The sequence below is a fragment of the Arthrobacter sp. B2060 genome (assembly GCF_059090445.1).
This window is the reverse complement of sequence record NZ_JBNHFR010000002.1, coordinates 322,613-346,725: the sequence shown is the minus strand read 5'-3', so window position 1 is coordinate 346,725 and position 24,113 is coordinate 322,613. Positions and strand designations below refer to the sequence as shown.

The window sequence follows — 24,113 nt, the reverse complement described above, 5'->3', positions numbered from 1 at the left end:
CGAATACAACCCTGCGGCAGGATTGCGTTCCGCACGACGGAGGCCGGCATCCCCATCAGCCGCACCAGGCCGAGAACTTGCTAGCGGATCACCGGCACCTGGATGTGAGACGATCACATCATGACCTCGGGGAGTACCGCTGCATCGTCCAGAACGTCGAAAGGACCTACAGCCAGCACCCGTCTTGGGGGCATCGACGCAGCCCGCGGCCTGGCCCTCCTCGGCATGATGGCCACGCACCTGCTGCCCACATTCGAGTCGGATGCCAATCTGACCCCCACCTGGATCGGGCTGACATTCTCAGGCCGGGCAGCCGCGCTGTTTGCTGTCCTGGCCGGAATCGGCCTGGCGCTGTCCACCGGCAAGCAGCGTCCCCTGGAAGGCACCGCCCTCACAGCAGCCCGGCGGGGCATAGCCATGCGTGCTCTGGTGATCGCCGTCGTCGGACTGGCCCTGGGTGGCCTTGAGGTCAACGTCGCGGTCATCCTCGTGCACTATGCCGTGCTGTTCCTGTGCATACTCCCGTTTATCGGGCTGCGGCTGAAAGCCCTCTGCGCCTGGGCCGCGGGCTGGATCGTGGGCTCCCCCCTGCTGGCCTTTCTGCTTCGGCCCTGGCTCATGGCGGCGGATCCGCCCCTGCAGCTGAACCACAACCCTGGCTGGGAGGACCTGTCCACGCCCGCACAGCTGCTTGGCGACCTGTTCCTGACGGGCTATTACCCCGTTTTTCAGTGGATCTCATATCTGCTGGTGGGACTTGTCATTGGCAGGCTGTCCCTGTCAGCGGCCGGCCTGCCCCTGCTGCTGCTGACCGTCGGCAGCGCCGTGGCCGCGTTCGCCAAGGTTCTGGGCACGGCGGCGATGGAGTCCTGGGGCGGCCGGGCCGCGCTGCAGGACGTGCTCACGGATCCCAACTACCCGCTGGCGAGCATTCTGCAGGTCAACCTGGCAGGCGTCCGCCAGGAGGGGTCGTGGTGGTGGCTGGCCACAAGTGCACCGCATTCGGGGACCACCCTGGACCTGCTGCACACCAGCGGCGTGGCCGCGGCCGTCGTCGGGCTCTGCCTGTTGGTTGGCAGGCTCGGACAATGGCTGGACCTGGACCTGTTGCTGCCGCTGCGCGGCGCGGGCGCCATGACCCTGACCCTGTACACGGTGCACGTGTGGGTCGTGGCGTCGTCCCGTCTCCAGCCCCTTCCGTCGGGCTGGACCGAGGATGGCGTGTATTTCGCCCATGCCGCACTGGCCGTGCTGATCGGAACGGCCTTCGCGATCCTGAAGAAGCGGGGACCGCTCGAATGGCTCGGCCACGCCGCGAACCAGGTGGGGCGGCACGAGCCGGACAGAGTCCGCTAAGACGCCGGAGACCGCGCGGCCAGGCTATTTCAGGCAGGCTGGTTACAGGCCCGGCACTTATCAGGCAGGGCACTTACCAGGCAGGGCAGTTACCGGGAAGGGCAGTTACGGGGCGAGGGCGCCCTTGGAGGCCTGGAAGAGCCGCACCGCGTCCCGCATGGCAGCACGGGCACGCTTGCGGTCTCCTGCGGCGTCGTAGGCGCAGCTGAGGCGGAACCAGGAACGCCAGTCATCGGGGGCGGCCTCGGCCTCGCTGCGGTACTTCTCGAATTCCTGGTCCGCTGCTGCGCGGATAATCCTTCCCGCCGGGGTGCGCGGCAGGTTGTCAACGGGCAGGCCGCCTTCGGCCTCCAGCACGTTCGCCATCTGTTCGGTGCGGGCACCGAACAGCAGTTCACGAATCAGGGCCCAGGCGCCGATAACCGGGAGAATCAGGTACGCCGCACCGATGGCTTTGGCCACCGGCTCGGGGTCCGTCAGCAGAAGGACGGACCGCTGGAAGGACACGACGAGGTAGAACACCAGAAGAAGCGTCACCGCGCCCACCCAGATTTTGGTGCGGTTCTTCTTCAGCTGGTCAAAAAGACGTCCCACGTTCCTTACAGCCCCAAATCAAGGTAGCCGTCAAGGCCCACGGTCAGGCCGGGGTGCTGCGCCACGTTCCGCACGCCCAGAAGGACCCCGGGCATGAACGAGGCGCGGTCGAACGAATCGTGCCTGATGGTCAGCTGCTCCCCGGGGCCTCCGAGCAGCACCTCCTGGTGCGCCACCAGTCCGCGAAGCCTGACACTGTGCACGCGGATTCCCTCCACGTCGCAGCCGCGGGCGCCCGCAAGCTCAGTGGTGGTGGCGTCCGGGCCGGGCTCGACGCCCGCCGCTGCACGCTCCGCTGCGATCAGCTGGGCCGTGCGGACTGCCGTACCGGAGGGCGCGTCGACCTTGTCGGGGTGGTGGAGTTCAATGACCTCCACCGACTCGAAATATCTGGACGCCGTGGCCGCGAAGGCGGATGCCAGTACGGAACCAAGGGCAAAATTCGGTGCAATCAGGACGCCTACGCCCTGATGGTCCGCGAGCAGCGATTCAAGGCTTTCCAGCCTGCCGATGTCCCAGCCGGTGGTCCCGACAACGGCATGCATGCCGTTCTCGACGGCGAAACGGACGTTGGCCTCAGTGCTCTCCGGCACGGTGAGGTCCACCACGAACCTGGCGCCGGTGCCCTTCAGCGAGTCCAGGGAATCGCCGCGCCCGAGGGCCGCAACGAGCTTCATGTCGGGGGCGGATTCCACGGCCTTGACGGCTTCGGCGCCCATGCGCCCGTTCGCGCCCAGAACGGCGACAGGGAGTTGTTCGATCATGGTTTCAACCCTACCTTTCGTCCGGCGGCGGGGCAGAACCCCGGACACTGCATTACCACCGCCGCGGGGTGCAGCCGGAGACCGGTGGCGCCACGGCTTATGAGAAGACTCTCAGACGAGTCTCATTCATGCTTCACGTTCGGGGCCCATGATGGAAAGCACCAAGGGGGCATGGATCGAGACTTTAACGAGCCGAAGGAGGCCTCAAATGCGCATGGGGATTCGCGAGCTGCACCAGCCCACGGCGTCACAGGAACCAGTTTCACAGGAATGGGAAACAGCCGGGCCAGCTCAGCTTTCATACGTCCGGCTGGGCAATCCGGAACTCCGCCGGCAGATCGTGGACATCATCCTCGATGTCCTCTCCGACGAGGAGCCCGCGCGCCCAGAGGTCCGTGCCCGCATGCTGCAGCACCTGGCCGAAAACCCGGGCCACCCCGAACGGGCGCTGCTGGACCACCTTCGTGATCCACACATCCGGGCAGCTGCAACAGACTCAGGGCCCTTCGAAGTCCAGGATATGTAAGAGCAGGGCCTGCTCCGGGTTTCCAGGGTTGTCCTCCAGCTGCCTTAGCAGCCGCCGCCGGACATCGGGGGACGTGGCCGTTCCGGAAATGATGTCAGCGATGATGTCCAGGACCTGTCCGCGCAGGGACGGATCCCCCCGCCTTGGAATCCCTGGCATGTACTCCCCCGCCGATTCCCCGGGAATTCCAGATTTCCCGGGGCTCTCCCCGGGCATCGAACTTCCGGCCTGCAGCCCCTGGAACAGGGACTCCGTGTGAGGGTCGCCCGGCTCCATCGGCCCACTCCTTCCTGCAACCGGCCGGTGAGCCCCTTCACCCACTGACCTGAGACCGGCCCGGGCAAACGTCCGGGCCGCAGGGAACACTCGGCCCGCCGGCTTCAACGGCTGGCCTCCTGTTACCGGCGAAAGTCATCGTGTCGCGGCCCTGCTACAAAAAGCCGGACCCGGGACCCCCTGTCCGGAGCCCCCTGCCCCCCAGATACGGGACCCGCCCCGGCAGAAGGCCATGGACAGCCCCTGCTGCAGCGCCGCGTATCGGGGCTTTTCCCAAGTCCGTGCGGCGAAGGTTGGAGGGTCCTGAAGTTGAAGGTAGCCGCGAACCGTCTTCTGCAGGACTGCCGGGCCCGGACGCACTCCGCGTGGAAGCGCCGGGTCCGGCTTCTGCACGCCGGCGCCGGCTTCTTCTCCCCGGCTTCTGCATTCGGGCCGGACGCCCTACAGGTGCTTCTCTGCGTAGATGCGCAGCGCGTCGCTGACGAAGCCGGCTCCCTGCTCGCCGCCGTAGTTAGCGGCGAATCGCGGGTCGGCAACGTACATCTCGCCAAGGCCCGTGACGTAGCCCTTCGTGTCCCCGTCCGGGGCGGACGCCGGCGTGCCGGGAATGGCCGTGAGCCACTCGACATGGCGACGCGCGAGTTCCTGGGCCTCTTCGCTGTCCGCTGAAGCACCTGATTCGGCGGCGCGGATCCAGTCACGGCCGAGTTTTTCGGCGCCCTGCTTCCACGCCTTTTTCTCCTCCGCCCCCATCCCGCGCCACCAGGAATCCCCGGCCGCGTAGGCCTCCTTTCCCCACCGTTCCTCGACCTCGTCCTTGTACTGGGTGTGGTCGAATCCATCGAACATATTTTCAGCCACGAGTTCTCCATCTCCTCTCAGTGATTCGAGGGTTTGCCGGACAGAGGCCACCTGACGGTCCAGGCGCGCTTGCTCCTGCCGAAGCCAGTCAAGGTGCCCGCTGAGCGCCCGGACAGCATCGGTCTCGTGCCGGAGCACGTCGGATATCGCCGGGAGGCCGAGTCCCAACTGGCGCAGAAGCAGGATGCGCTGCAGCTGCACCAGGGCAGCGGCGTCGTAGTACCGGTACCCGTTGTGGCCGGTTCTCGTCGGCTTCAGCAGCCCGATGTCGTCGTAGTGGCGCAGCGTACGGCTGGTTGTGCCGGCGATCTTCGCTATCTCCTGGATCGACCAGTCCATCCGTCCCTCCCCTGCTCCCACGAGCCCTGTCCCTGGGAGGACAGCTCCCTGCGGGCTGTTCCCTTGCCGTTTGTCCCCTCGCGGGCCGGCCGGTCCGGCCCGATACCGAGACTCTAGGGGTTGACGTTACGTCAAGGTCAAGGGCGCTAGGCCCCGGCTCCGACCCATTCCACGGTGCCGTCGGTGAAGAACTGTTCCTTCCAGATGGGGACCTGGTCCTTGATCCGGTCCACCAGTTCGGAGCAGACGGCGAACGCCTGCCCGCGGTGTGCCGCCGCCACGGCGCAGACCAGGGCCGGATCCCCGATTTCCAGGGAACCCACCCGGTGCGCGGCCCAGATCCGGACCGGGGTGCCGGTATCGCCGGAGTGTTCGGCCACCAGTTCCGCCACCACATCGGCGAGGACCTGGTGCGCCGTGGGATGGGCGCTGTAATTCAGCCGTTCCACCGCCTTGCCGCCGTCGTGGTTCCGCACAACGCCGCTGAAACTGACCACCGCTCCCGCAGTGTCCGACTCCACGGCGGCAATGGCCTCGTCAACGGAGATGGGCTCCGCGCTCAGCACGGCATGCACCACCTCGAATGTCTGACCGGTGGCCGTGCGTCCGGTGTTTGCCTGTTCAGTGCCCATGTCCGCCCTCCAGCTGGTCACAGAGATGCCCGATCACCGGATCCAGCACGGACAGTCCGTCCATGACGCCCTTCGGTGATCCGGGCAGATTAACGATGAAAGTTGTGCCGGCGGCCCCTGCGTGCCCCCGGCTGAGCATCGCCAGCGGGGTCTTGGCGATGCCGGCCTGCCGGATCCCCTCCATGATGCCCGGAATCTCCCGGTCAAGCAGGGGCAGGGTCATCTCCGGCGTCCGGTCATCGGGGCTGAGCCCCGTGCCGCCGCTGGTGATTACGACGGCGGGACGCTGGGTGAGCAGCGCCCTGATCGCGGCGCCCACGGACTCGCCGTCGGGAACGACCATGGCGGGGAACGCCTCAAATCCATGCTCGGTGAGCCAGTCGATGATGACCGGCCCGGTCTCGTCCCGGTACTCGCCGGCGGCGGCACGTGTCGAGGCAATGACGACTCCGGCCTTCCTGCCTTGGACGTCGCCGTGGACGTGCGGTTCCGGTGTCCTTCCGGGCGTGCTCACAGCGTCCAGTCCCCGCTCTTGCCGCCGCTTTTGGCCAGCACCTTGATGTCGGTCAGCACGGCGTGCTTGTCCACGGCCTTGATCATGTCGTAGACGCTCAGTGCCGCGACGGAGGCCGCCGTCAGCGCCTCCATTTCCACGCCCGTGACTCCCCTGGTCTTCACGGTGGCGAAGATGTCCACGGTGTCCGGGCCGAGCTCGAAGTCCACCGTCACCTTCGATATCGGCAGCGGATGGCACAGCGGAATCAGTTCCGGGGTCTTCTTTGCCGCCATGATGCCGGCCACCCGTGCCACGGCCAGGGCGTCGCCCTTCGGCAGGCCTCCGGTGCCCAGCAGGGCCAGGACTTCCGGCGTGCTCCGGACAGTTGCGCTGGCCGTAGCCTCCCGTGTGGTTTCCGTTTTTGCTGATACATCCACCATCTGGGCGGTGCCGTCGCTCCGCAGGTGGGTCAGCGCGGCGTTGTCATTTTCTGCAGTCACAGCATCCATACTTCCACTTCGGCGCCCTGTGCGAGCGCGGATACTCCTTCAGGCACCTGGACCAGGGCGTTGGACCGGGCGAGGGCTCCGACCAGATGCGAGCTTTCGCCGCCCTCCAGCCGTACCGTGCCGTCCGGCAACAGGGTTCCGCGCCGCACCTGGTGCTTGCCGGCCGGCGATGTGAGCGGCTCGAGGAGCCGGCCACGAACCACGTTCCGTGGGGAGGGCGAGCCGAACAGCCCGCTGAGGACCGGCCGCAGGAACATCTCAAACGACACGAGACAACTGACCGGGTTCCCCGGGAACCCCAGGAGGGGCACGCCGTCGAACGTTCCGATCCCCTGTGGACCGCCGGGCTGCATGGCCACGTGGCCGAAGCGCACGTCCTGGCCGTCCATGGCCTGCCGCACTACCTCGTACGCGCCCTTGCTGACTCCGCCGGTGGTCACGATGAGGTCCACGTCCGAGACGTGGCGGCGCAGCAGGCCGCAGAGGGCGGCGGGATCATCCGTTGAGATGCCGGCCCTGATGACCGCCAGTCCGGCCTGCCGGAGCGAGGTTTCCAGCAGGGTCCCGTTGGCATCGAAGATCTTGCCGGGCTCGAGCTGCCCGCCCGGCTCCACCACTTCATCGCCTGTGGTGACGAGAAGGACCGTCAGCCGGCGGTGGACCAGGACGATCGGGATGCCCAGTGCGGCGATCAGCCCCAGCTGGCCGGGGCCGAGGCAGGTGCCGGCCGCCAGGGCAGCTTCACCCGCGCGGATATCGCTGCCGGCCTCCCGGATGAACGTCCCGGCAGCCGCTGGAGGGAGCCGTACAGTCGCCTCCGCGTCGGGAGCCGGGAAGGCTGCGGGAACTGCCCGCTCGATGGGGACGACGGCGTCGGCCCCGGGCGGGACCATGGCGCCCGTCATGATGGGGGCTGCCGTCCCGGGCTGCAGCGGTGCGGGCCGGGCCCCGGCCGGAACGGGAGCGGCGACGCGCAGCTCCCCACCGCCGTCGGGCACGTCCTCCGTGCGGATGGCAAAGCCATCCATCTGCGAGTTGGCGAAGGGAGGAAGGTCCAGGGGCGCGGTGATGTCTTCGGCCAGCCCCCTGCCCAGGGCCTCGGCGAGGGCGAGCCGTTCAGTGCCGCCGGCGCTGCGTAACGGCTCCAGCAGGGCCCGGACGGCGTCGCGGTGTTCCGCCACGCCGCGGTGTGCGTGCGCTCTGCTCCCTGCATCGTGGGCAACTGCGTCGTGGGCCATTGGGGACGATGTGGCGGCAGTGGCGCGCGGCTGCGTGTGGCGGTGCATGGTCCTGCCTTCGGGAGTGACGGCTATGGGTTCACGTCAACTCTAATGGTGTGGAAGCCGGTGGCGCCGTCCGGAGCAACCGGCGTGTGCTCCTCCGCCTGGACAGTGCCGCTAAGATCTGTCGCACGCACTTGGACTTCATACCGGCCCGGCTGGAGGTCAATGCCCAGTTGCCACTGGCACCACGTGTCCACGGAGATGCCGGGAGCCAGGTCCGCCTGCTGCCAGCCGCCGCGGTCCACGCGCAGCTCCACCTTGCCGATGCCGGTGTGCTGTGCCCAGGCCACGCCGCCGAACATCACCTGCCCCGGGCGGGCCGACCGGCCGTCGCGGGGTACATCGATGCGCGAGGAGATCTTGATGGGCCCGCGTTCCGACCAGCCGCGCGGCGTCCAGTAGGCAACGTCATCGGCGAACCTGGTGACCTTGAGCTCAACGAGCCACTTCGTGGCGGACACGTAGCCGTAGAGCCCGGGTACCACCAGCCGAACAGGAAATCCGTGTTCGAGCGGCAGCGGCTCACCGTTCATGCCTACCGCGAGCAGTGCGTCCCGGTTGTCCGTGAGGACGTCCAGCGGCGTGCCGGCGGTCCAGCCGTCCGAGCTTCGGGACAGCACCATGTCCGCGCCGGGAAGGGGGCCGGCCATCGCCAGCAGTTCGCGGACAGGCCAGCCGAGCCAGAGAGCATTGCCGATGAGGTCGCCGCCGACCTCATTGGACACGCAGGCGATGGTCACGTGGCGTTCCAGCATTGGTTTGGCCTGCAGGGCTTCGAAGTCGAGTTCTATCTCCCGCTCCACCAGGCCGGTGACCTTCAGCTTCCATTCCCGCGGGTCCAGGACGGGGACGGAGAGTGCGGTGTCGATGCGGTAGAAATCCGGATTTGGGGTGACGAGGGGATCCATGCCATCGAGGCCGATCTCGGCACCGGCCGGAATGGCTGCTGCAGCCGACCTGGGCTCCGGAAGGCGCAACGTCCTGCGGACCTCGTTGACCCCCGCTGCCCCGCCGCGCCAAGCTGTGGCAACCGCGCCTCCCACCAGAACCACCGCAGCTGACCCGCCCAGCAACTGCAGGAAGCTGCGCCGCCCGTCACGGCCCTGCTGCGCAGCTGCCTGCCAGGCGGCCAGCCGCAAAATCAGGCTTTGCAGCAGCATGCCGCCGATCCCTGCCGCCAGCACCGGGAGTGCGACGGCGATGACGGTCACCTGCGCGCGGGTCAGGACCGCAGCAACGCCGACGAGCCCGAAGACGGCGAAGACTGCGGCTCCGGCATAGCGCCTGCGCAGCTCCAGCACTCCGGACAGCGCCGCCAGGGCTGCGATCACCAGCGCCATGCCCGCCAGCAGGGCAAGCTTGTCCGCCGTGCCGAACAGTGCAACCGCCCAGTCCTTCACTCCCGGCGGAACAGCATCGATCACCGCACCGCCCAGCGCCGTCATCGTGGACAGTGAAGGACTGAGGAAGCCTGCGATGAGCTCGCTGGCCACCAGCCCGGTGCCCGCGGCCACAACGCCGGCGCCTGCCGCCCACCAGCGGGACGTGGCAGGTACGGCTCCGGACGCTTCAGGTCCAGAGGTGGGGAAGCTATGCATTCCGGCTGAAGCCCCGGGCGCTGCCGGCTGGGACTCGTTCACCCTTCCAGCATAAGTCCGGGCACCCGGGCCGGCAGCGGGAGCCCCCGGGCGTGATGCTTGGCCCAACGTGGCGTAGCCTGAATTCATGAGTGTTCAGCTTGGCATGCCGCAGCCGCGCGAAGGAGCCGCCCTGCTTCCTGGCGCGCCTGGAGTTCCCGCTGCCCGGCCCGCCGATGCTCCCGCCGGACTCGTTGACCGCTATGGCCGCCGCGCCACGGACATGCGGCTTTCCCTCACTGACAAGTGCAACCTGCGGTGCACCTATTGCATGCCCGCCGAGGGGCTGGAGTGGCTGTCCAAACAGGCAGTCATGTCGGCTGCGGAAATCGTGCGGATCGTGCGTGTGGGCGTGGATCTGCTGGGTGTGCGCGAGCTGCGCCTGACCGGTGGCGAGCCACTGGTCCGGGCGGACCTGGTGGACATCATCGCCGCGCTCCGGGAGGAACATCCCGCCCTGCCAATCTCCATGACCACCAACGGAGTGGGCCTGGACAAGAAGGCCGCCGCGCTCGCCGCCGCCGGACTCACCCGCATCAACGTTTCGCTGGACTCACTGCACGAGGAGACCTTCACCAAGCTGACGCGGCGCCCGTTCCTTGACCGCGTCCTTGCCGGCGTGGATGCAGCGTGGGCGGCAGGCCTGGGACCGGTCAAGCTCAACGCCGTGCTCATGCGCGGCATCAACGACGCGGAATCGCCGGCGCTGCTGGCATGGGCGCTGGACCGGGGCTACGAGCTGAGATTCATCGAGCAGATGCCGCTCGACGCCGATCACGGCTGGACCCGGCGCAACATGATCACCGCGGCGGAGATCCGTGAACTGCTGTCCGCGGACTATGTGCTCAGCCCGGATCCGCGCGCCCGGGACGGGGCGCCCGCCGAACGCTTCGAAGTACGACGCCGACCCGTAGGGTCTGTTGCGGGCGGTTCTGCGCAGCCCGACGGCCCCGTGCTGGGAACCGTGGGGATCATCGCTTCCGTCACCGAGCCCTTCTGCTCGGACTGCCGCCGGACCCGAATCACCGCTGAAGGCAAGATCATGAGCTGCCTGTTCTCCCGGGAGGAATTCGACCTGCTCGGACTCCTCCGGGCGGGCGCCAGCGACCAGGAACTGGCGGAACGCTGGCAGGATGCCATGTGGCTCAAGCCCAAGGCCCACGGCATGGACCACGTGGGACTCGACGCGCCGGACTTCGTCCAACCGGACCGCAGCATGAGCGCCATCGGAGGCTGAACCCTTGAACGTACGTTACTTCGCTGCCGCACGCGCTGCGGCGGGCCTGGAAGAGGAGCGCTTCGACCTTCCGGCCGGATCGACGGTGGAAGCACTGCTGGCTGCCGTCCTCGACGTCGAACGCGCCGAGCCGCCGGCCGGAACGCCGCGGCTGGCCACCATCCTGGCCAGGAGCAGCTTCCTGCTCAATGAAGTCGCCGTCCGGGACCGCTCAGTGGTCCTCCGCGAGGGCGACGTGGTGGACGTCCTGCCGCCCTTTGCCGGAGGCTAGGGACGCGTGTCATGAGGGGTGACGCGTCGGCGCCGTGCCGAGCGCCAGGGCCAGCAGGGCGTTTCTGCTCCGGACTCCACAGGCTGCAAAGACGGCCTTGAACTGGTCCTGCACCGTGTAGGGGCTGATGTGCAGGGCAGCCGCCAGTGAAGCCGTGTCCAGTCCGCCCGCGGCAAGCTCAAGCAGGCTGCGTTGCCTCGGCGTCAGGCCAAAGCACCGGGTAAACACCTCGAGCCTTTCTCCGGACGGGCATTCCTGGATGGTCACCGCCAGCGATGCCGCGCCGTCCTCCCCAGGGTCCAGCCGGAATGACCTCAGCACCGCCCACCGGCCGGATCCAATGGGCACCCGGGCCGATGCCGCATGTACATCAACCCCGGACTCGCGGGCCAATAGCTGAGCTGCGACGTTGAAGACCTCGGCCGGTACGGCCGAGTAGGGACCGGGCCCCGGCTGCAGCAGTCCTATCCAATCAGCGGCCGAGGCACTCCGTCCGGTAACTTCCAGCCCGGAGTCCAGGACCAGCAGGGCCTGCTGCGGCAGGTCCTGCGGTAGGGCCCCCTCGCGCTCCGGCGGGCGTGGCCCGCGCCGCTGCAGGACGTCCCTCCTCATCCCCGCCGCCCGGCTTCTCCGCAACCCTGACGCTATGGCCGGTGCAGCCGTCGCCAGATACCGGGATTCAGTATCAGTGAAGGGTCCGTCCTCGCCGGTCCGCCACAGGTCAAGCCAGCCCCAGCACCCGTGCCTGTCCGCGAACACGGTCGAAAGGACGTCCGTGACGGCGTACCGGGAGAGGATACCGGCCCACAGCGGGCTGGAGGCGGGGTTGCCGCCGGTTGCTGTGAGAAGGCTGACGGCTGGTGGGCCGCCGCCGAGCAGAGATGTCCACCGCCCTGCTGCCGTCACGTACTTCAATCTGATCAGGGCAGGCAGTTCCTGCGGGCAGGGGATGCTGGCCATCGGCGACATGCCCGTGCAGGTTTCGGGATCTGTGAGTGGCCACGCAAACCAACTGAACGGAACAATGGTGCCAAGCTCCGCCAGCACCGCCGCGCGCAGTTCATGGTTCTCCATCGAAGCACTGCTGAACTGACCAATCCGTTCCAGGCTCCGGTTCAGCGCCCAATGCGTGGTCATGAAACCAGTATGGCCCCGCTGTGGCGCCCCAAAGGCGTGCTGCCCGCACGCTCCCAGATTTCTGGGATACCGCGGCGGCACCGGCCCTGCCTACCGTAGGCCCATCGGGCACCTGGGTTCCCGCAACTGAAAGGACTGACATGTACACGCTGCAGATCGAGCATGGAATCAAGGACTTCGCGATGTGGAAGGCCGCATTTGATCGGGACCCGGTCGACCGGGTTGCCTCGGGGGTACTCGCGCACCGCATCAGCCGGCCGGTGGACGATCCGCATTACGTGGTGGTTGAACTTGACCTTGCGAGTCTTGAACAGGCCGAGGCGCTGCTGGCCAAGCTGCGGCAGCAGGTTTGGAGCTCGCCGGCAGCGGCTCCTGCACTGCACGGGGCTCCGCAAACGCGGATTGTGGAATCTGCAAACTGACTAGCGCTCAAGCAAGGGGCTGACGTGGCCGTTCGCGCTGTCAGGTGCGGCGGCAAACCGAGGTCATGAAGGGGCTGTAGTCCTGGGCGTCGCTGAGCCGGAGTTCGGCGGTGTGGATGAGGACTCCTTCATCAACGCGAAACGTGTGCCGGGCGGTGCCGCGGTCGCTGTGCCGTTCCACCGTGAGCGTGGCATCATGCCAGGCGCCGCGGGCCGGTGCCGCCGGGGGCTTCCCCATGCTGTCGACGTAGTACCAAAGTGTTTCATCGTGATCGGGATCCACGGTGAATACCCCGTGGCCTTCAAAGTGCGTGCCGTCGGCCTCGATGTGCCTGTATGTCTGCACCACTGCAAAGCCGCCGGCCGCCCTCGTGAACGTCACCTCTGCGGCGGCCGTCCGGGCCGGGCCCCAGGGCGAGGCGGCCAGCTCAGTTGTCCCCGCCCAGCGCCCGACGAACAGCTCCAGCGCCTCGTGGGCTGTCCCCGGATGCGGCCGGTCCATTATTCCTCCGAGTGCGGTTCCTCTGAATGGGATTCCTGCGGCGCGGGATCTGGCTCCATCATGGTCCCGTCCTCAGGGCATGTCCAGAGCAAGGTCCGAGGGCGGGTCCAGAGCAAGGTCCGAGGGCGGGTCCAGAGCAAGGTCCGGGGCAAAAGTCAGAACCCGAAGGTTTCGGTCTCCTCGAAGGGCCCGACAACCGTGACCGTCCGGGGCGCCGCCGCGAGCTCACCGGCCAGCTCCTGGACCTGCTCCGCGGTGACGGCCTTGATCAGCCGCAGGGTCTCGTCGATGTCCTGGTACTCCCCGGACACGAGCTCGGCGCGGCCCAGCCGGGACATGCGCGAGCCGGTGTCCTCCAGGGCCAGCACGATGCCGCCACAGAGCTGCCCCACCGCCTTGCGGAGTTCCTCCTCGGAGATGCCGCCCTCAGCGAGCTTGTCCAGCTCCGCCCCCAGCAGCTCCAGGACCTGCCGGACCTTGGTAGGTGTGCAACCGGCGTACATGCCGAAGTAGCCGGCGTCCGCGTACGAGGAGGCAAAGGAATAGGTGGAGTAGACGAGCCCGCGCTTTTCCCGGATCTCCTGGAACAGGCGCGAGGACATGCCTCCGCCGAGCACCGCGTTCAGCACGCTCATGACATACCGGCGCTCGTCGGTGGCCACGATCGTAGGGCAGCCCATGATGATGTTGGCCTGTTCCACGGGGCGCTTGACCACGTGCAGCCCTGCGGTTCCGGTGATCTCTGCGCGCTCCGTGGACCGTCGATCCACCGGGGCCGCATCGGGCTCCAGGGACCAGCCGGCGTCGTGGAGGGCATCAACCACAAGACGGCACACGACGTCGTGATCCAGACCGCCGGCGGCGGTGATGACCAGCTCGTCGGGGCGGTAGTAGCGCCGGTAGTGGTCCCACACCGAGTCGCGGGCCACGGCCCGGATGGCGTCGGGGGTACCGCCAATGGGGCGCCCCAGCGGGTGCGTGCCCAGCACGGCTGCGACGAAGTGCTCATGGGCGACGTCTGTGGGGTCATCGCTGTCCATGGCGATTTCCTCGAGGATGACGTCGCGTTCCTGTTCCATCTCGACGGGGTCCAGCACAGCGCCGGTAATCATGTCGGCGATCACGTCGATGGCCATCGGCAGGTCCGTGTCCAGCACCCGGGCGAAATAGCAGGTGCTCTCCTTGGCGGTGGCCGCGTTGGATTCCCCTCCCACCTCGTCAAAAGCCGAGGCGATTTCGAGGGCTGTGCGGCGCCGGGTGCCCTTGAACAGCAGGTGCTCGAGGAAGTGCGTTGAACCGTGCTGCCCGGGAGCCTCATCCCGGGATCCGACGCCGACCCAGAATCCGATGGTGGCGGAGCGCTGGCCAGGCATGGCCTCGGTCAGCACACGCACCCCGCCCGGCAGAACCGAACGGCGGACTTCGGAGCCTCCGTCAGCTCCATGGATCAGGGTGTCACCGGGATGGTTCTGCGCCAACGGCAGGGGAACGACAGTCATCAAGGCCTTTCAGGAAGCGGAGCCAAATCTGCCTGCAATCCTACCTTTAAACGGCGGCAGGGCCGGTGAATGATCCACCGGCCCTGCCGCTGATGCCCGCGCTGAAAAACGCGGTGCAGACTACTCTGCTGTCGCCTCGGCGACCTCAGCCTTCTCGGCGCTTTCCTCTTCAGCCACGACCGGCGACAGGGACAGCTTGCCGCGGTCATCGATCTTGGTGATCTCCACCTGGATCTTCTGGCCGACGGAGACGACGTCCTCGACGTTGTCCACGCGCTTGCCGCTGGCGAGCTTGCGCAGCTCGGAAATGTGCAGCAGGCCGTCCTTGCCCGGGGTGAGGGAAATGAACGCACCGAAGGTGGTGGTCTTGACGACCGTGCCCAGGTAACGCTCGCCGATTTCCGGAACCTGCGGGTTGGCGATGGCGTTGATGGCGGAGCGGGCTGCATCGGCAGACGGCCCATCGGTGGCGCCAATGTAGACCGTGCCGTCGTCCTCGATCGAGATGTCGGCGCCAGTGTCCTCCTGGATCTGGTTGATCATCTTGCCCTTGGGGCCGATGACCTCGCCGATCTTGTCCACGGGGATCTTGACGGCGATGACGCGCGGCGCGAACTCGGAGAGCTCGTCCGGGGTGTCGATCGCGGCGTTGATGACCTCGAGGATGTGCAGGCGGGCCTCGCGGGCCTGCTTCAGTGCCGCTGCAAGGACCGACGCCGGGATGCCGTCGAGCTTGGTGTCCAGCTGGATGGCCGTGACGAACTCGGAGGTGCCGGCGACCTTGAAGTCCATGTCGCCGAAGGCATCTTCGGCGCCAAGGATGTCGGTCAGCGCTGCGTAGCGGGTCTGGCCGTCAACCTGGTCGGAGACCAGGCCCATGGCGATGCCGGCAACGGCTGCCTTCAGCGGAACGCCTGCATTGAGCATGGACAGCGTGGAGGCGCAGACCGAGCCCATGGAGGTGGATCCGTTGGAGCCGAGGGCCTCGGACACCTGGCGGATGGCGTACGGGAACTCCTCGCGGGACGGCAGCACCGGAACGAGCGCACGCTCGGCCAGCGCACCATGGCCGATTTCGCGGCGCTTCGGCGAACCGACACGGCCGGTCTCACCGGTGGAGTACGGCGGGAAGTTGTAGTTGTGCATGTAGCGCTTGCGCGTCACCGGCGACAGCGAGTCGATCTGCTGTTCCATCTTCAGCATGTTCAGCGTGGTGACACCCATGATCTGGGTTTCGCCGCGTTCGAAGATCGCCGAACCGTGGACGCGGGGCAGCACCTCGACCTCGGCAGTCAGCTGGCGGATGTCCGTCAGGCCGCGGCCGTCGATACGGATCTGGTCCTTGAGGATGCGCTGGCGCACAACGTGCTTGGTGACCGAGCGGAACGCTGCGGACACTTCCTTCTCGCGGCCTTCGAACTGGCCGGCCAGCGAGGCAACAACCTCGTCCTTCAGCTCGTCGGCAGCGTTGTCGCGCTCCTGCTTGTCCGCGATCTGGAAGACGGCGGTGAGCTTCTCGGTGGCGGCGGCCTCAACGGCGGCGTACACGTCGTCCTGGTAGTCCAGGAAGACCGGGAACTCAACGGTGGGCTTGGCCGCGCGGGACGCCAGGTCCTGCTGGGCTTCGCAGAGAGCCTTGATGAACGGCTTGGCGGCCTCGAGGCCCTCGGAGACGACCTCTTCGGTGGGGGCGGTGGCGCCCTGTTCCTTGATCAGGCTCCAGGAGTTGTCCGTGGCTTCGGCTTCAACCATCATGATGGCGACGTCGTCACCTGCCACGCGGCCGGCAACGACCATGTTGAACACGGACTTCTCAAGCTCGGAGTGCTTCGGGAAGGCAACCCACTGCGAACCCTGCTCGTCCGCCACGAGGGCAACGCGGACGCCGCCGATCGGGCCGGAGAACGGCAGGCCGGAAAGCTGGGTGGACATCGACGAGGCGTTGATGGCCACGACGTCGTAGAGCTCGTCCGGGTTGATGGCCAGCACGGTGACCACAATCTGGACCTCGTTGCGCAGGCCCTTGACGAACGCCGGGCGCAGCGGGCGGTCCATCAGGCGGCAGGCCAGGATGGCCTCCGTGGACGGGCGGCCTTCGCGGCGGAAGAACGAGCCCGGGATACGGCCGGCGGCGTACATGCGCTCTTCGACATCAACCGTCAGCGGGAAGAAGTCGAAGCCTTCGCGCGGGTGCTTGCCCGCGGTGGTGGCGGAGAGCAGCGCGGTGTCTTCGTCGATGTACACCATCGCTGCGCCGGCTGCCTGCTTGGCAAGACGGCCGGTTTCAAAGCGGATTACACGCTTGCCAAAGCGGCCATTGTCAATGACTGCTTCTGAGAACTGGATTTCGGGACCCTCCAAGAGAGTCACCTCCGTTTCTTTGGTAACGGAAGTCCAGCCGCATCAACCCAGTCCAGCATCTGTCTACTGGCCTGCACTGCACCCGGTCATCGATCGAGACCCACGGGCCTGCTTCAATCAGCGAAGCTTCCCGGGGATCACTACCGAGGACCGCGAATGCGTGATGCGGTTGATCCTCCTGTTTAGTTTTTCTACTGAAGAAGGCGGCCCGTTCCGTGCAGGAAAGGGCCGCCCCCTAAATCAGACTAGCGGCGCAGGCCGAGACGCTCGATGAGCGCACGGTAGCGGGCGATGTCAGTCTTCTTGAGGTAGGTCAGCATGCGCTTGCGACGACCAACCATGGCCAGCAGACCGCGCTGGGTGTGGAAGTCGTGCTTGTGCTCCTTCATGTGCTCAGTGAGATCCTTGATCCGCTGAGTCAGGACGGCAACCTGGACCTCGGGTGAACCGGTGTCGCCTTCGGTGGTTGCGTATTCCTTGATGATGGACTGCTTTACAGCGGCGTCAAGTGCCACAATAACTCCTTGAGATGTGCCGTGAGGCCCGAATCAGTAACTCACTGCCGGGTGTGCAGGCGCGGACCAGCCCGTCAAAGCAGGCGGTACGCACGAAACAGGATCCAGCAACCACGGACTGCAGCCGGATCCACCGTTTAGTTTACCGGCCTTGTCGCAATCTTGTCGAAACGCCGCGGCAGCAGTCCGCGGACGGCGGCCATGCCGCGGTGGAGCTCCGCGAAGCTCGTGCTCAGCGGCGACAGGCCGATCCTGATGCCTGCCGGGGCACGGAAATCGGGGATGACGTCCTTGTCCCACAGTGCAGCGGTCACTTCCCGGAAGGACGGATGGTCGACGGTGATGTGGCTGCCCCGCAGTTCAGGGGCCCGCGGTGTGGCGAGCCGGACGCCTGCCGGGGCCAGCCAGGCGTCATGGAGTTCCAGCGCGTACGCGGTCAGGTGCAGGGATTTTTCGCGGACTGCCGCCATCCCCACTTCCTCGAGCAGGTCAAGGGTGCCGCGCATCGCGATCATCCCGAAAATGGCCGGGGTTCCGCTGAGGAAGCCGCGGATGCCCGGAGCAGGCTCATAGCCGGGGCCCATCTCGAATGCGTCCCGGCGTCCCATCCAGCCCCAGATGGGCTGGGCCAGGCCCGCAAGGTGCCTGGCATTGACGTACGCGAACGCGGGCGATCCGGGCCCGCCGTTGAGGTACTTGTAGGTGCAGCCCGCGGCAAAATCGACGCCGGCGGCGTCCAGCTCCACCTCCACCGAACCCGCCGAATGGCACAGGTCCCACACCATCAGCGCTCCGGCCTCGTGCACTGCCGCCGTGATGCCCGGCAGGTCCGCGAGGAACCCGGACCGGTACGCCACATGGCTGAGGAGCACGACGGCGGTGAACGGCCCAGTTGCCTCCCTCACCTGGTCAAGGGTCACCCCGGAGTCGGGGTCGGCGTCGATCCAACGCAGTGTCAGCCCCTCTTCCCGTGCGATGCCCTCGACAAGGTAGCGGTCCGTGGGGAAGTTGTCGGTGTCCAGGACGATCTCTGTCCTCGCAGGGTCCTTGACGGCAGCAAGGGCGGCGCGGATCAGCTTGTAGAGCACCACGGTGGTGGAATCGGCAATGATGGTCTGGCCGGGCGCCGCGCCCAGGACGACGCGGCCCAGCTGGTCCCCTATGGCCTGGGGCAACTCCAGCCATTCCTCGTCCCAGCCGCGGATCAGGCGGCCTCCCCAGCCGGCATGGATGAAGGCGTTGATGTCGTCGGCTGTCCGTTTGAGCGGGCGGCCCAGGGAGTTGCCGTCAAGGTAGGACAGGTCCGTGTCCGTCCCGATGAACTTCTCCCGGTAGGCGGACAGGGGGTCGGCGTCGTCGAGCAGGCGGGCGCGCTCGAGGAGTACGTCGTCGTGGGCCTCGCTAAGGGTGGTCACTGGCCGATCTCCGTCCGCACGGCGAACAGTTCCGGGAAGAACGTCAGTTCGAGGGCTTTCTGGAGGAAGGCCACGCCGCTGGAGCCGCCGGTTCCGCCTTTCATGCCGATGGTCCGCTGCACGGTCCGCAGGTGCCGGAACCGCCACAGCTGGAAGTTGTCCTCGAGGTCCACGAGCTCCTCGCATGCCTCGTAGGCGCCCCAGTTGTCGGACGCGTTCTCGTAGATGTGCTTGAACAGCGGGACGAGTTCGGGTACGAACTCGTGGGCCTTGGTGACGTCACGGTTCAGGACGGAGGCGGGTACCTCGAAGCCCTGACGGTGCAGGTAGGCGAGGAACTCGTCGTAGATGCTCGGGGCGTCAAGGACTTCCTGCAGCAGCGCGTGGGCTTCGGGGTCCGATTCAAAGACCGGCAGCATCTTCCGGTTCTTGTTGCCCAGCACGAATTCCACAGCCCGGTATTGGCTCGACTGGAATCCCGAGGAGTTCCCAAGGAAGCCGCGGAACTGCGAATACTCCGTGGGCGTCAGGGTGGCGAGCACGGACCACTGCTCGGTGAGGGTCTTCTGGATGTGCTTGACGCGGGCGATCCCTTTCAGGGCTGTGCCCAGATCGTCCGCCCTAAGGTGTTCGGCCGCGCTGCGAAGTTCATGCAGGACCAGCTTGAGCCAGAGCTCGGTGGTCTGGTGCTGGATGATGAACAGCATCTCGTCATGGTGTTCCGGTGTGCTGACGGGCTGCTGCGCACTCAGCAGCGTGGGCAGCTGCAGATACGCCCCATAGCTCATTCTGGAACTGAAATCGCGGACGATTCCCTTGTCCAGTTTCCTGGTGTTCTTCTCCACGGTCACAGCGTTGCCTTCCTTGCCAAGTACTGTGTGGGGCGCCGAATCAGCGCTTGCGAAGGAGGTCGTGGGCCTGCACGACGTCCTGGCGCATCTGCTCCACGAGGGCTTCAGGCCCACGGTACGCCACCATGCCCCGGAGCCGGGCGACAAACTCCACAACTACTGTCTGGCCGTACAGATTGAAGTCGTCAATGGATTCCTGGGGACGGTCGATGACGTGGGCCTCCACCTGCCGGCTGACGCCGTCGAAGGTCGGGTTGGAGCCAACCGAGATGGCGGCCGGCCACCGGGTGCCATCCTGGTCCACCAGCCAGCCTGCATAGATGCCGTCCGCAGGGATGAGTCCGCTGGCGTCAGAGGAGAGGTTGGCGGTGGGAAAACCGAGGGCGCGGCCCCGGGCGGCCCCGTGGACCACTTCCCCGCGCATCTGGTGCGGGCGTCCCAACACGGCGGCCGCCGTGGCGACGTCGCCTTCCATCAGTGCCTCACGCACCCAGGTGGACGAACAGCGGCGGTCCATGCCGCCGTCGTCGTGGAGGGGAAAGCCCTCCGAACCGAATTCACTGATGACGAGAACCTCAAAGCCGAACTCCTCCCCCAGTTTCCGCATGGTGTTCAGGTCTCCGGAGTTGCCGCGGCCAAAACGCGTGTCGTGGCCGATGACCACGTGGCTCGCATGAAGGGCGTCGACGAGGACCGTGCCCACGAACTCCTCCGGAGTAAGGCTGGCGAGTTCGAGTGAGTACTTCATGACGAGCACCGCGTCCAAACCGAGTTCGCCGAGCGCGTGGAGCTTGTCCTGCAGTCCCATGATGAGCTCGGGCGCGGACTCTGGCCGGTGGACCTGGGAGGGATGGGGGTCAAACGTGACGGCGACGGAACGTGCCCTGTTCAGCCTTGCTGTCCGGATCAGCTGAGACAGCACCTGCTGGTGGCCGCGGTGGACGCCATCGAAGTTGCCGATAGTGACAACGGAAGGACCAAAGTCATCGGGGACTTCGGTCGGATCGTTCCAGATGTGAACCATCAACCTCGCCTTTTACTGCCTGACACGAATCTGTCCGGCTGCCGCCGGGGCGCCGGAACTCTATAAGGTTACCCGCAATCGCCGGAGCGCATGGACGGCCGCCTGCGCCGGGATCAGTCCCGCGGCGGGCCTAGTCGGCGGCCGCGGCAGGCCGCCTGCGGTACAGCCAGACCAAGCCCAGCACCGGGAGGACCAGGGGGATGAAGGCGTAGCCCCGGCCGAACAGGGACCACACCGTCTCATGCGGGAACTGGACGGCGTCGAAGACGCTCAGCGCGCCCACGACCACCACGCCGACGAGTTCCACGAGCACGGCGGCGACCGATATCCGGAACCAGATCCGCCCCGGCTTGGCGAGCGAAACCGTGGCCACAACGTACACGAGCGCGGCGAAGGCGGACAGCAGGTAGGCCAGCGGCGCCTCGGAGAATTTCGTGAGGATCTGGTAGCCGGCGCGCGCGGTGGCCGAAATGGCGAACACCGCGTACACGGCGATGAGGAGACGCCCCGGGCCGGTATTGCGGGTGTCGGTGGTCTTGCGACCGTTCTGTGCGGTGTGGGCTGGCGTTGCGGTCACGTTGTTTTCTTCCAATTCAGTACCAGATCTGGTTCATTCGCGCGGCCATGACCAAGGCAGTCACTCCCACGGCGGCGAGGACAAAATTGCTCCAGCGGGTCCGTTCCAGGATGGACCAGTACACCGCCGCGACGGGCAGCAGCAGGGCTGTCACGAGATAGCCCCAAAACTCCCAGGCCTCTCCCGCGATCGGCTCCCCGGCGATGACCCTGACGATCGAGCCCACAAGGTAGACAAGCAGGGCCAGTTCCACAGCGGCCACCGACAGGATGGTGACGTCGTTGGGGGCCTTCTTCAGGATTCCCGCGACCGCACAAATGACGGTGGACAGGAGCCCGACAACAAGGATGATGTAGAAATAGGCGTCCACGGTCAGCCAGCCTGCTCGCTGGTGGCGGTGCCGCCGGTTCCGGGCGCAAAGACGAGAACCGGCTTGGCGAAGCTGCCGGTATCAGCCAGCAGTGCCACGAGGGAACCGTCGGGAGCAAACGCCGCGGCCGGGCGTTCGGCGGTGGCCGCCTGGGCAGAGCCGGCCGGTGCCCCCGCAGCGATGCGGCGGCCAAAGGATATCTCCGTGGTTTCATCCGCGGTGAGCTCGCGGTTGGGCATCAGCGCGCGGGCTGCCTGGGAGATGTCCAGAACCTCGAGGTCGTCGGCAAGCTGTTCGAGGGTCCGGGCCTGGTCCAGGGAGTAGGGGCCCACGCGCGTCCTGCGCAGCGCCGTCAGGTGGCCTCCGACGCCGAGCGAGCTGCCCAGGTCCCGGGCCAGCGCACGGATATAGGTTCCGGAGGAGCACTCCACCGTGACGTCGACGTCCACCACGGAACCACCCCGGTCAGGCCGGATGCCATGTACCTCGAAGCGGTGGATGGTCACCGCCCTGGCCGCGAGCTGCACGTCCTCGCCGGACCGGACACGGGCATAGGCCCGCTCTCCGTTGACTTTGATGGCGCTGACGCTGCTGGGCACCTGCTGGATCTCGCCCGTCAGGGATGCAATTCCGGCGCGGATGTCTGCCTCCGTGACCGCGGCCGCGCTGGCCGTGGCCACCACCTCGCCCTCGGCGTCGTCAGTGACGGTGGATTCGCCGAGCCGGATGGTCGCCGTGTACGTCTTCGATGTCCCCACGATGTACGTGAGCAGGCGCGTGGCCTTGTTGATCCCAACCACGAGCACGCCGGTGGCCATGGGATCCAGCGTTCCCGCATGGCCCACTTTCCGGGTACCGGCGATCCGCCGCATCCGTCCAACCACATCGTGGCTGGTCCATCCCTGCGGCTTGTCCACTATTACCAGTCCAGAAAGCACGCCTCCCAGTATATCGGCGCGCGCCGATCCGACCGTCAGCCTCCTTTCTCCCCCGGCAGGCCTGCAGAACGGGAGCCGTGCCGGACTAGGATGGCGTCATGCCTGAGCTTGCGCCGCACGTAGTCGATGTCCCCGTCAATCAGATCCGCGAGATCACAGAGGCGGCCTGGCTTGTACCCGATGCCGTGGTGCTGAGCATCGGCGAACCCGGCTTCCCGCTTCCCCGGCACGTCCTTGACGCCGGAATGGCCTGTCTGGACCGCGACGAGACGAACTACACTCCGAACGCCGGAATCCCTGCCCTTCGGGAAGCTTTAGCCGCCAGGTTCCGGGAGCAGTCCGGCACTGACATCGGAGCCGACCGGGTGTATGTGGTCGCTGGCGCGCAGCAGGGCCTGCACATGGCCATGAGCCTGCTCCTCGCCCCAGGCGATGAGATCCTGGTGCCCAATCCCGGCTATCCCACCTTCGCCATGACCAGCAGACTGCTGCACGCTGTCCCTGTGCGCTATCCTCTCTATCCGGAGTACGACTTCCAGCCGCGGATCGAGGACGTGGAAGCGCTGATCACGGACCGGACCCGCGTCCTCATGCTCAATTCGCCGTCGAACCCCCTGGGTGCAGTGCTGGGCGAGGACGTGACCCGGCAGCTCGTGGACCTTGCCCGTCGGCATGACCTCTGGATCATTTCGGATGAGTGCTACGAGGCCTTCACCTACGATGTCCCGCATGTCAGCCCCGCCCGGTTCGACAGCGACGTCCCCGGTGAAGCGAGGGTGTTCACGTCCCTGACGCTGTCCAAGACTTACGGACTGACCGGGCTCCGGATTGGCGGCCTCGTCTGCCCGCCCGGACTGGAGCAGCGGATGAACAACGTGATGGAGTCCATCGTCTCCTGCGTGGCCTCGCCGTCGCAGTATGCGGCCCTGGCCGCACTGACGGGCCCCCAAGACTACGTGGTGCAGGCGCGGGCACATTACCGGGCCAACCGCGATGCCGCCTCCGCCATCCTGCGCGCCAAGGGCATTCCGTTCCTCTCCGCACAGGGGGCCTTCTACCTGTGGGCGGACGTGTCCCATGTGAGCGGGGGCGATGTGCGGACCTGGGTCCGGACGTTCCTCGCCGAGGCTGGCGTGTCCTTCGCGCCAGGAACCGCATTCGGGTCCATTGGAGAAGGCTGGATCCGGATCGCGCTGTGCAGCAGCCCGGAAGGACTCGTGGAAGGCGTCAGCCGCCTGCCGGCGCGGTGCTGAGCCCCAGCTGCCGGATGCGGCGCACGGCGTCAGCCGCGGCTGCCGCCGAGGGCTGACTCCAGCCAGGACCGCAGCACGGGAGCGGGAGCCGCCCCGACCTGGCGGGCCACCACTTTCCCGTCGACGATGACCATCAGCGTGGGAATGGACTGCACGGCAAAACGCCGGGACAGCTCCGGGGCACGGTCCACGTCAACCTTCACGAGCTTGAGCTGCCCGGCCTTCTCACGGGCAAGCCCGTCAAGGACCGGGCTCACCGTCCGGCACGGGCCGCACCAAGCGGCCCAGAAGTCAACGAGGACCGGGACGGTGGACTGCTCAGCGATGCGGGCGAAATCACCGTCGACCGCCGGAACGATCCATGGCAGATCCTGGCGGCAGCTTCCGCAGCGCGGGTGTCCGGCGGCGGCAGCGGGAAGCCTGTTGGTCTTGCCGCAGCGGGGACAGGTGGCCAGCTGGGACTGCATG

The 24,113-nt window shown here is 66.9% G+C and carries 27 protein-coding genes; 6 read left to right on the top strand and 21 right to left on the bottom strand.

Annotation, left to right across the window (positions count from 1 at the left end):
• The first annotated feature begins 120 nt into the window (after window positions 1-120).
• Window positions 121-1,356 carry a heparan-alpha-glucosaminide N-acetyltransferase domain-containing protein gene (locus AC5RUM_RS06380; RefSeq protein ID WP_494034147.1) on the top strand — a complete coding sequence of 412 codons (1,236 nt, stop codon included), beginning with the start codon at window positions 121-123 and terminating at the stop codon, window positions 1,354-1,356.
• Between the two features lie 105 nt (window positions 1,357-1,461).
• Here the strand turns inward: AC5RUM_RS06380 and AC5RUM_RS06375 are convergent, their stop codons facing one another.
• Together AC5RUM_RS06375 and dapB are read right to left on the bottom strand one after the other, a co-directional pair.
• Complete coding sequence (locus tag AC5RUM_RS06375; RefSeq protein WP_494034146.1) at window positions 1,462-1,950, bottom strand: hypothetical protein; 489 nt, start codon at window positions 1,948-1,950, stop codon at window positions 1,462-1,464.
• Window positions 1,951-1,955: 5 nt separating this feature from the next.
• Window positions 1,956-2,714: a 4-hydroxy-tetrahydrodipicolinate reductase gene (gene dapB, locus AC5RUM_RS06370; protein ID WP_494034145.1), complete on the bottom strand. Its 759-nt coding sequence runs from the start codon at window positions 2,712-2,714 to the stop codon at window positions 1,956-1,958.
• A 208-nt stretch (window positions 2,715-2,922) separates the two neighbouring features.
• Here dapB and AC5RUM_RS06365 point away from each other — a divergent pair, with 208 nt between their 5' ends.
• Window positions 2,923-3,240: a hypothetical protein gene (locus AC5RUM_RS06365; protein ID WP_494034144.1), complete on the top strand. Its 318-nt coding sequence runs from the start codon at window positions 2,923-2,925 to the stop codon at window positions 3,238-3,240.
• Here the strand turns inward: AC5RUM_RS06365 and AC5RUM_RS06360 are convergent.
• From AC5RUM_RS06360 to AC5RUM_RS06330, 7 genes are all read right to left on the bottom strand, one after another.
• Window positions 3,211-3,516 carry a hypothetical protein gene (locus AC5RUM_RS06360; RefSeq protein ID WP_494034143.1) on the bottom strand — a complete coding sequence of 102 codons (306 nt, stop codon included), beginning with the start codon at window positions 3,514-3,516 and terminating at the stop codon, window positions 3,211-3,213. The genes AC5RUM_RS06365 and AC5RUM_RS06360 overlap by 30 nt on opposite strands.
• 441 nt (window positions 3,517-3,957) lie before the next feature.
• Complete coding sequence (locus AC5RUM_RS06355; RefSeq protein WP_494034142.1) at window positions 3,958-4,716, bottom strand: MerR family transcriptional regulator; 759 nt, start codon at window positions 4,714-4,716, stop codon at window positions 3,958-3,960.
• Between the two features lie 146 nt (window positions 4,717-4,862).
• Window positions 4,863-5,348: a molybdenum cofactor biosynthesis protein MoaE gene (locus tag AC5RUM_RS06350; protein ID WP_494034141.1), complete on the bottom strand. Its 486-nt coding sequence runs from the start codon at window positions 5,346-5,348 to the stop codon at window positions 4,863-4,865.
• Window positions 5,338-5,862 carry a MogA/MoaB family molybdenum cofactor biosynthesis protein gene (locus tag AC5RUM_RS06345; RefSeq protein WP_494034140.1) on the bottom strand — a complete coding sequence of 175 codons (525 nt, stop codon included), beginning with the start codon at window positions 5,860-5,862 and terminating at the stop codon, window positions 5,338-5,340. The genes AC5RUM_RS06350 and AC5RUM_RS06345 overlap by 11 nt, the downstream gene beginning before the upstream one ends.
• Window positions 5,859-6,353: a cyclic pyranopterin monophosphate synthase MoaC gene (gene moaC / locus AC5RUM_RS06340; protein ID WP_494034139.1), complete on the bottom strand. Its 495-nt coding sequence runs from the start codon at window positions 6,351-6,353 to the stop codon at window positions 5,859-5,861. Before moaC ends, AC5RUM_RS06345 begins: the two co-directional genes overlap by 4 nt.
• Entirely contained in the window at window positions 6,341-7,639 is a 1,299-nt protein-coding gene (locus AC5RUM_RS06335) for a molybdopterin molybdotransferase MoeA (protein ID WP_494034138.1), read from the bottom strand. The genes moaC and AC5RUM_RS06335 overlap by 13 nt, the downstream gene beginning before the upstream one ends.
• A gap of 23 nt (window positions 7,640-7,662) precedes the next feature.
• Complete coding sequence (locus tag AC5RUM_RS06330) at window positions 7,663-9,081, bottom strand: molybdopterin-dependent oxidoreductase (RefSeq protein WP_494034223.1); 1,419 nt, start codon at window positions 9,079-9,081, stop codon at window positions 7,663-7,665.
• A gap of 280 nt (window positions 9,082-9,361) precedes the next feature.
• Here AC5RUM_RS06330 and moaA point away from each other — a divergent pair, with 280 nt between their 5' ends.
• Together moaA and AC5RUM_RS06320 are read left to right on the top strand one after the other, a co-directional pair.
• Complete coding sequence (moaA, locus tag AC5RUM_RS06325) at window positions 9,362-10,510, top strand: GTP 3',8-cyclase MoaA (protein ID WP_494034137.1); 1,149 nt, start codon at window positions 9,362-9,364, stop codon at window positions 10,508-10,510.
• Between the two features lie 4 nt (window positions 10,511-10,514).
• The gene (locus AC5RUM_RS06320; protein ID WP_494034136.1) at window positions 10,515-10,781 is read left to right on the top strand and encodes a MoaD/ThiS family protein; all 267 of its coding nucleotides are present in this window, start codon (window positions 10,515-10,517) and stop codon (window positions 10,779-10,781) included.
• Window positions 10,782-10,790: 9 nt separating this feature from the next.
• On the opposite strand, the gene AC5RUM_RS06315 is transcribed toward AC5RUM_RS06320, so the two are convergent.
• On the bottom strand, window positions 10,791-11,918 hold the full coding sequence (locus AC5RUM_RS06315) for a helix-turn-helix transcriptional regulator (protein ID WP_494034135.1): 1,128 nt from the start codon (window positions 11,916-11,918) through the stop codon (window positions 10,791-10,793).
• Window positions 11,919-12,058: 140 nt separating this feature from the next.
• On the opposite strand from AC5RUM_RS06315, the gene AC5RUM_RS06310 reads away from it, so the two are divergent.
• Window positions 12,059-12,340, top strand: a complete 282-nt coding sequence (locus AC5RUM_RS06310; RefSeq protein WP_494034134.1) for a hypothetical protein — start codon at window positions 12,059-12,061, stop codon at window positions 12,338-12,340.
• A 40-nt stretch (window positions 12,341-12,380) separates the two neighbouring features.
• Here the strand turns inward: AC5RUM_RS06310 and AC5RUM_RS06305 are convergent, their stop codons facing one another.
• The 10 genes from AC5RUM_RS06305 to truB all read right to left on the bottom strand — a co-directional run bounded on the left by AC5RUM_RS06305 (window position 12,381) and on the right by truB (window position 22,392).
• Window positions 12,381-12,842: a DUF1579 family protein gene (locus AC5RUM_RS06305; protein WP_494034133.1), complete on the bottom strand. Its 462-nt coding sequence runs from the start codon at window positions 12,840-12,842 to the stop codon at window positions 12,381-12,383.
• A 155-nt stretch (window positions 12,843-12,997) separates the two neighbouring features.
• Window positions 12,998-14,341 (bottom strand): M16 family metallopeptidase, encoded by a 1,344-nt coding sequence (locus tag AC5RUM_RS06300; RefSeq protein ID WP_494034132.1) that lies wholly within the window; start codon window positions 14,339-14,341, stop codon window positions 12,998-13,000.
• A gap of 120 nt (window positions 14,342-14,461) precedes the next feature.
• Window positions 14,462-16,702, bottom strand: a complete 2,241-nt coding sequence (locus tag AC5RUM_RS06295) for a polyribonucleotide nucleotidyltransferase (RefSeq protein ID WP_494034222.1) — start codon at window positions 16,700-16,702, stop codon at window positions 14,462-14,464.
• Window positions 16,703-16,947: 245 nt separating this feature from the next.
• The gene (gene rpsO / locus AC5RUM_RS06290) at window positions 16,948-17,217 is read right to left on the bottom strand and encodes a 30S ribosomal protein S15 (protein ID WP_215050635.1); all 270 of its coding nucleotides are present in this window, start codon (window positions 17,215-17,217) and stop codon (window positions 16,948-16,950) included.
• Window positions 17,218-17,354: 137 nt separating this feature from the next.
• Entirely contained in the window at window positions 17,355-18,632 is a 1,278-nt protein-coding gene (gene kynU, locus AC5RUM_RS06285; protein ID WP_494034131.1) for a kynureninase, read from the bottom strand.
• Window positions 18,629-19,483, bottom strand: a complete 855-nt coding sequence (gene kynA / locus AC5RUM_RS06280) for a tryptophan 2,3-dioxygenase (protein WP_400577825.1) — start codon at window positions 19,481-19,483, stop codon at window positions 18,629-18,631. Before kynA ends, kynU begins: the two co-directional genes overlap by 4 nt.
• Window positions 19,484-19,523: 40 nt before the next feature.
• A complete protein-coding gene (locus AC5RUM_RS06275; RefSeq protein ID WP_494034130.1) occupies window positions 19,524-20,507 on the bottom strand; it encodes a bifunctional riboflavin kinase/FAD synthetase in 984 nt (327 codons plus the stop codon).
• Between the two features lie 130 nt (window positions 20,508-20,637).
• Window positions 20,638-21,084, bottom strand: a complete 447-nt coding sequence (locus AC5RUM_RS06270; protein ID WP_494034129.1) for a hypothetical protein — start codon at window positions 21,082-21,084, stop codon at window positions 20,638-20,640.
• A 16-nt stretch (window positions 21,085-21,100) separates the two neighbouring features.
• Window positions 21,101-21,454 carry a hypothetical protein gene (locus AC5RUM_RS06265; RefSeq protein WP_494034128.1) on the bottom strand — a complete coding sequence of 118 codons (354 nt, stop codon included), beginning with the start codon at window positions 21,452-21,454 and terminating at the stop codon, window positions 21,101-21,103.
• A 2-nt stretch (window positions 21,455-21,456) separates the two neighbouring features.
• Complete coding sequence (gene truB, locus AC5RUM_RS06260) at window positions 21,457-22,392, bottom strand: tRNA pseudouridine(55) synthase TruB (protein WP_494034127.1); 936 nt, start codon at window positions 22,390-22,392, stop codon at window positions 21,457-21,459.
• Window positions 22,393-22,490: 98 nt separating this feature from the next.
• On the opposite strand from truB, the gene AC5RUM_RS06255 reads away from it, so the two are divergent.
• Window positions 22,491-23,645: a pyridoxal phosphate-dependent aminotransferase gene (locus AC5RUM_RS06255; protein WP_494034126.1), complete on the top strand. Its 1,155-nt coding sequence runs from the start codon at window positions 22,491-22,493 to the stop codon at window positions 23,643-23,645.
• 29 nt (window positions 23,646-23,674) lie between these two features.
• Here the strand turns inward: AC5RUM_RS06255 and trxA are convergent, their stop codons facing one another.
• A complete protein-coding gene (gene trxA, locus AC5RUM_RS06250; protein ID WP_494034125.1) occupies window positions 23,675-24,112 on the bottom strand; it encodes a thioredoxin in 438 nt (145 codons plus the stop codon).
• Window position 24,113: the final 1 nt, after the last annotated feature.

Excerpts from the sequence above, each read along its gene's own strand:
- AC5RUM_RS06380 (WP_494034147.1), top strand. The coding sequence starts at position 121 with ATGACCTCGGGGAGTACCGCTGCATCGTCCAGAACGTCGAAAGGACCT.
- dapB (WP_494034145.1), bottom strand. The coding sequence starts at position 2,714 with ATGATCGAACAACTCCCTGTCGCCGTTCTGGGCGCGAACGGGCGCATG.
- AC5RUM_RS06365 (WP_494034144.1), top strand. The coding sequence starts at position 2,923 with ATGCGCATGGGGATTCGCGAGCTGCACCAGCCCACGGCGTCACAGGAA.
- AC5RUM_RS06360 (WP_494034143.1), bottom strand. The coding sequence starts at position 3,516 with ATGGAGCCGGGCGACCCTCACACGGAGTCCCTGTTCCAGGGGCTGCAG.
- AC5RUM_RS06355 (WP_494034142.1), bottom strand. The coding sequence starts at position 4,716 with ATGGACTGGTCGATCCAGGAGATAGCGAAGATCGCCGGCACAACCAGC.
- AC5RUM_RS06350 (WP_494034141.1), bottom strand. The coding sequence starts at position 5,348 with ATGGGCACTGAACAGGCAAACACCGGACGCACGGCCACCGGTCAGACA.
- moaC (WP_494034139.1), bottom strand. The coding sequence starts at position 6,353 with ATGGATGCTGTGACTGCAGAAAATGACAACGCCGCGCTGACCCACCTG.
- AC5RUM_RS06335 (WP_494034138.1), bottom strand. The coding sequence starts at position 7,639 with ATGCACCGCCACACGCAGCCGCGCGCCACTGCCGCCACATCGTCCCCA.
- AC5RUM_RS06330 (WP_494034223.1), bottom strand. The coding sequence starts at position 9,081 with ATGACGGCGCTGGGCGGTGCGGTGATCGATGCTGTTCCGCCGGGAGTG.
- moaA (WP_494034137.1), top strand. The coding sequence starts at position 9,362 with ATGAGTGTTCAGCTTGGCATGCCGCAGCCGCGCGAAGGAGCCGCCCTG.
- AC5RUM_RS06315 (WP_494034135.1), bottom strand. The coding sequence starts at position 11,918 with ATGACCACGCATTGGGCGCTGAACCGGAGCCTGGAACGGATTGGTCAG.
- AC5RUM_RS06310 (WP_494034134.1), top strand. The coding sequence starts at position 12,059 with ATGTACACGCTGCAGATCGAGCATGGAATCAAGGACTTCGCGATGTGG.
- AC5RUM_RS06305 (WP_494034133.1), bottom strand. The coding sequence starts at position 12,842 with ATGGACCGGCCGCATCCGGGGACAGCCCACGAGGCGCTGGAGCTGTTC.
- AC5RUM_RS06300 (WP_494034132.1), bottom strand. The coding sequence starts at position 14,341 with ATGACTGTCGTTCCCCTGCCGTTGGCGCAGAACCATCCCGGTGACACC.
- AC5RUM_RS06275 (WP_494034130.1), bottom strand. The coding sequence starts at position 20,507 with ATGGTTCACATCTGGAACGATCCGACCGAAGTCCCCGATGACTTTGGT.
- AC5RUM_RS06255 (WP_494034126.1), top strand. The coding sequence starts at position 22,491 with ATGCCTGAGCTTGCGCCGCACGTAGTCGATGTCCCCGTCAATCAGATC.
- trxA (WP_494034125.1), bottom strand. The coding sequence starts at position 24,112 with ATGCAGTCCCAGCTGGCCACCTGTCCCCGCTGCGGCAAGACCAACAGG.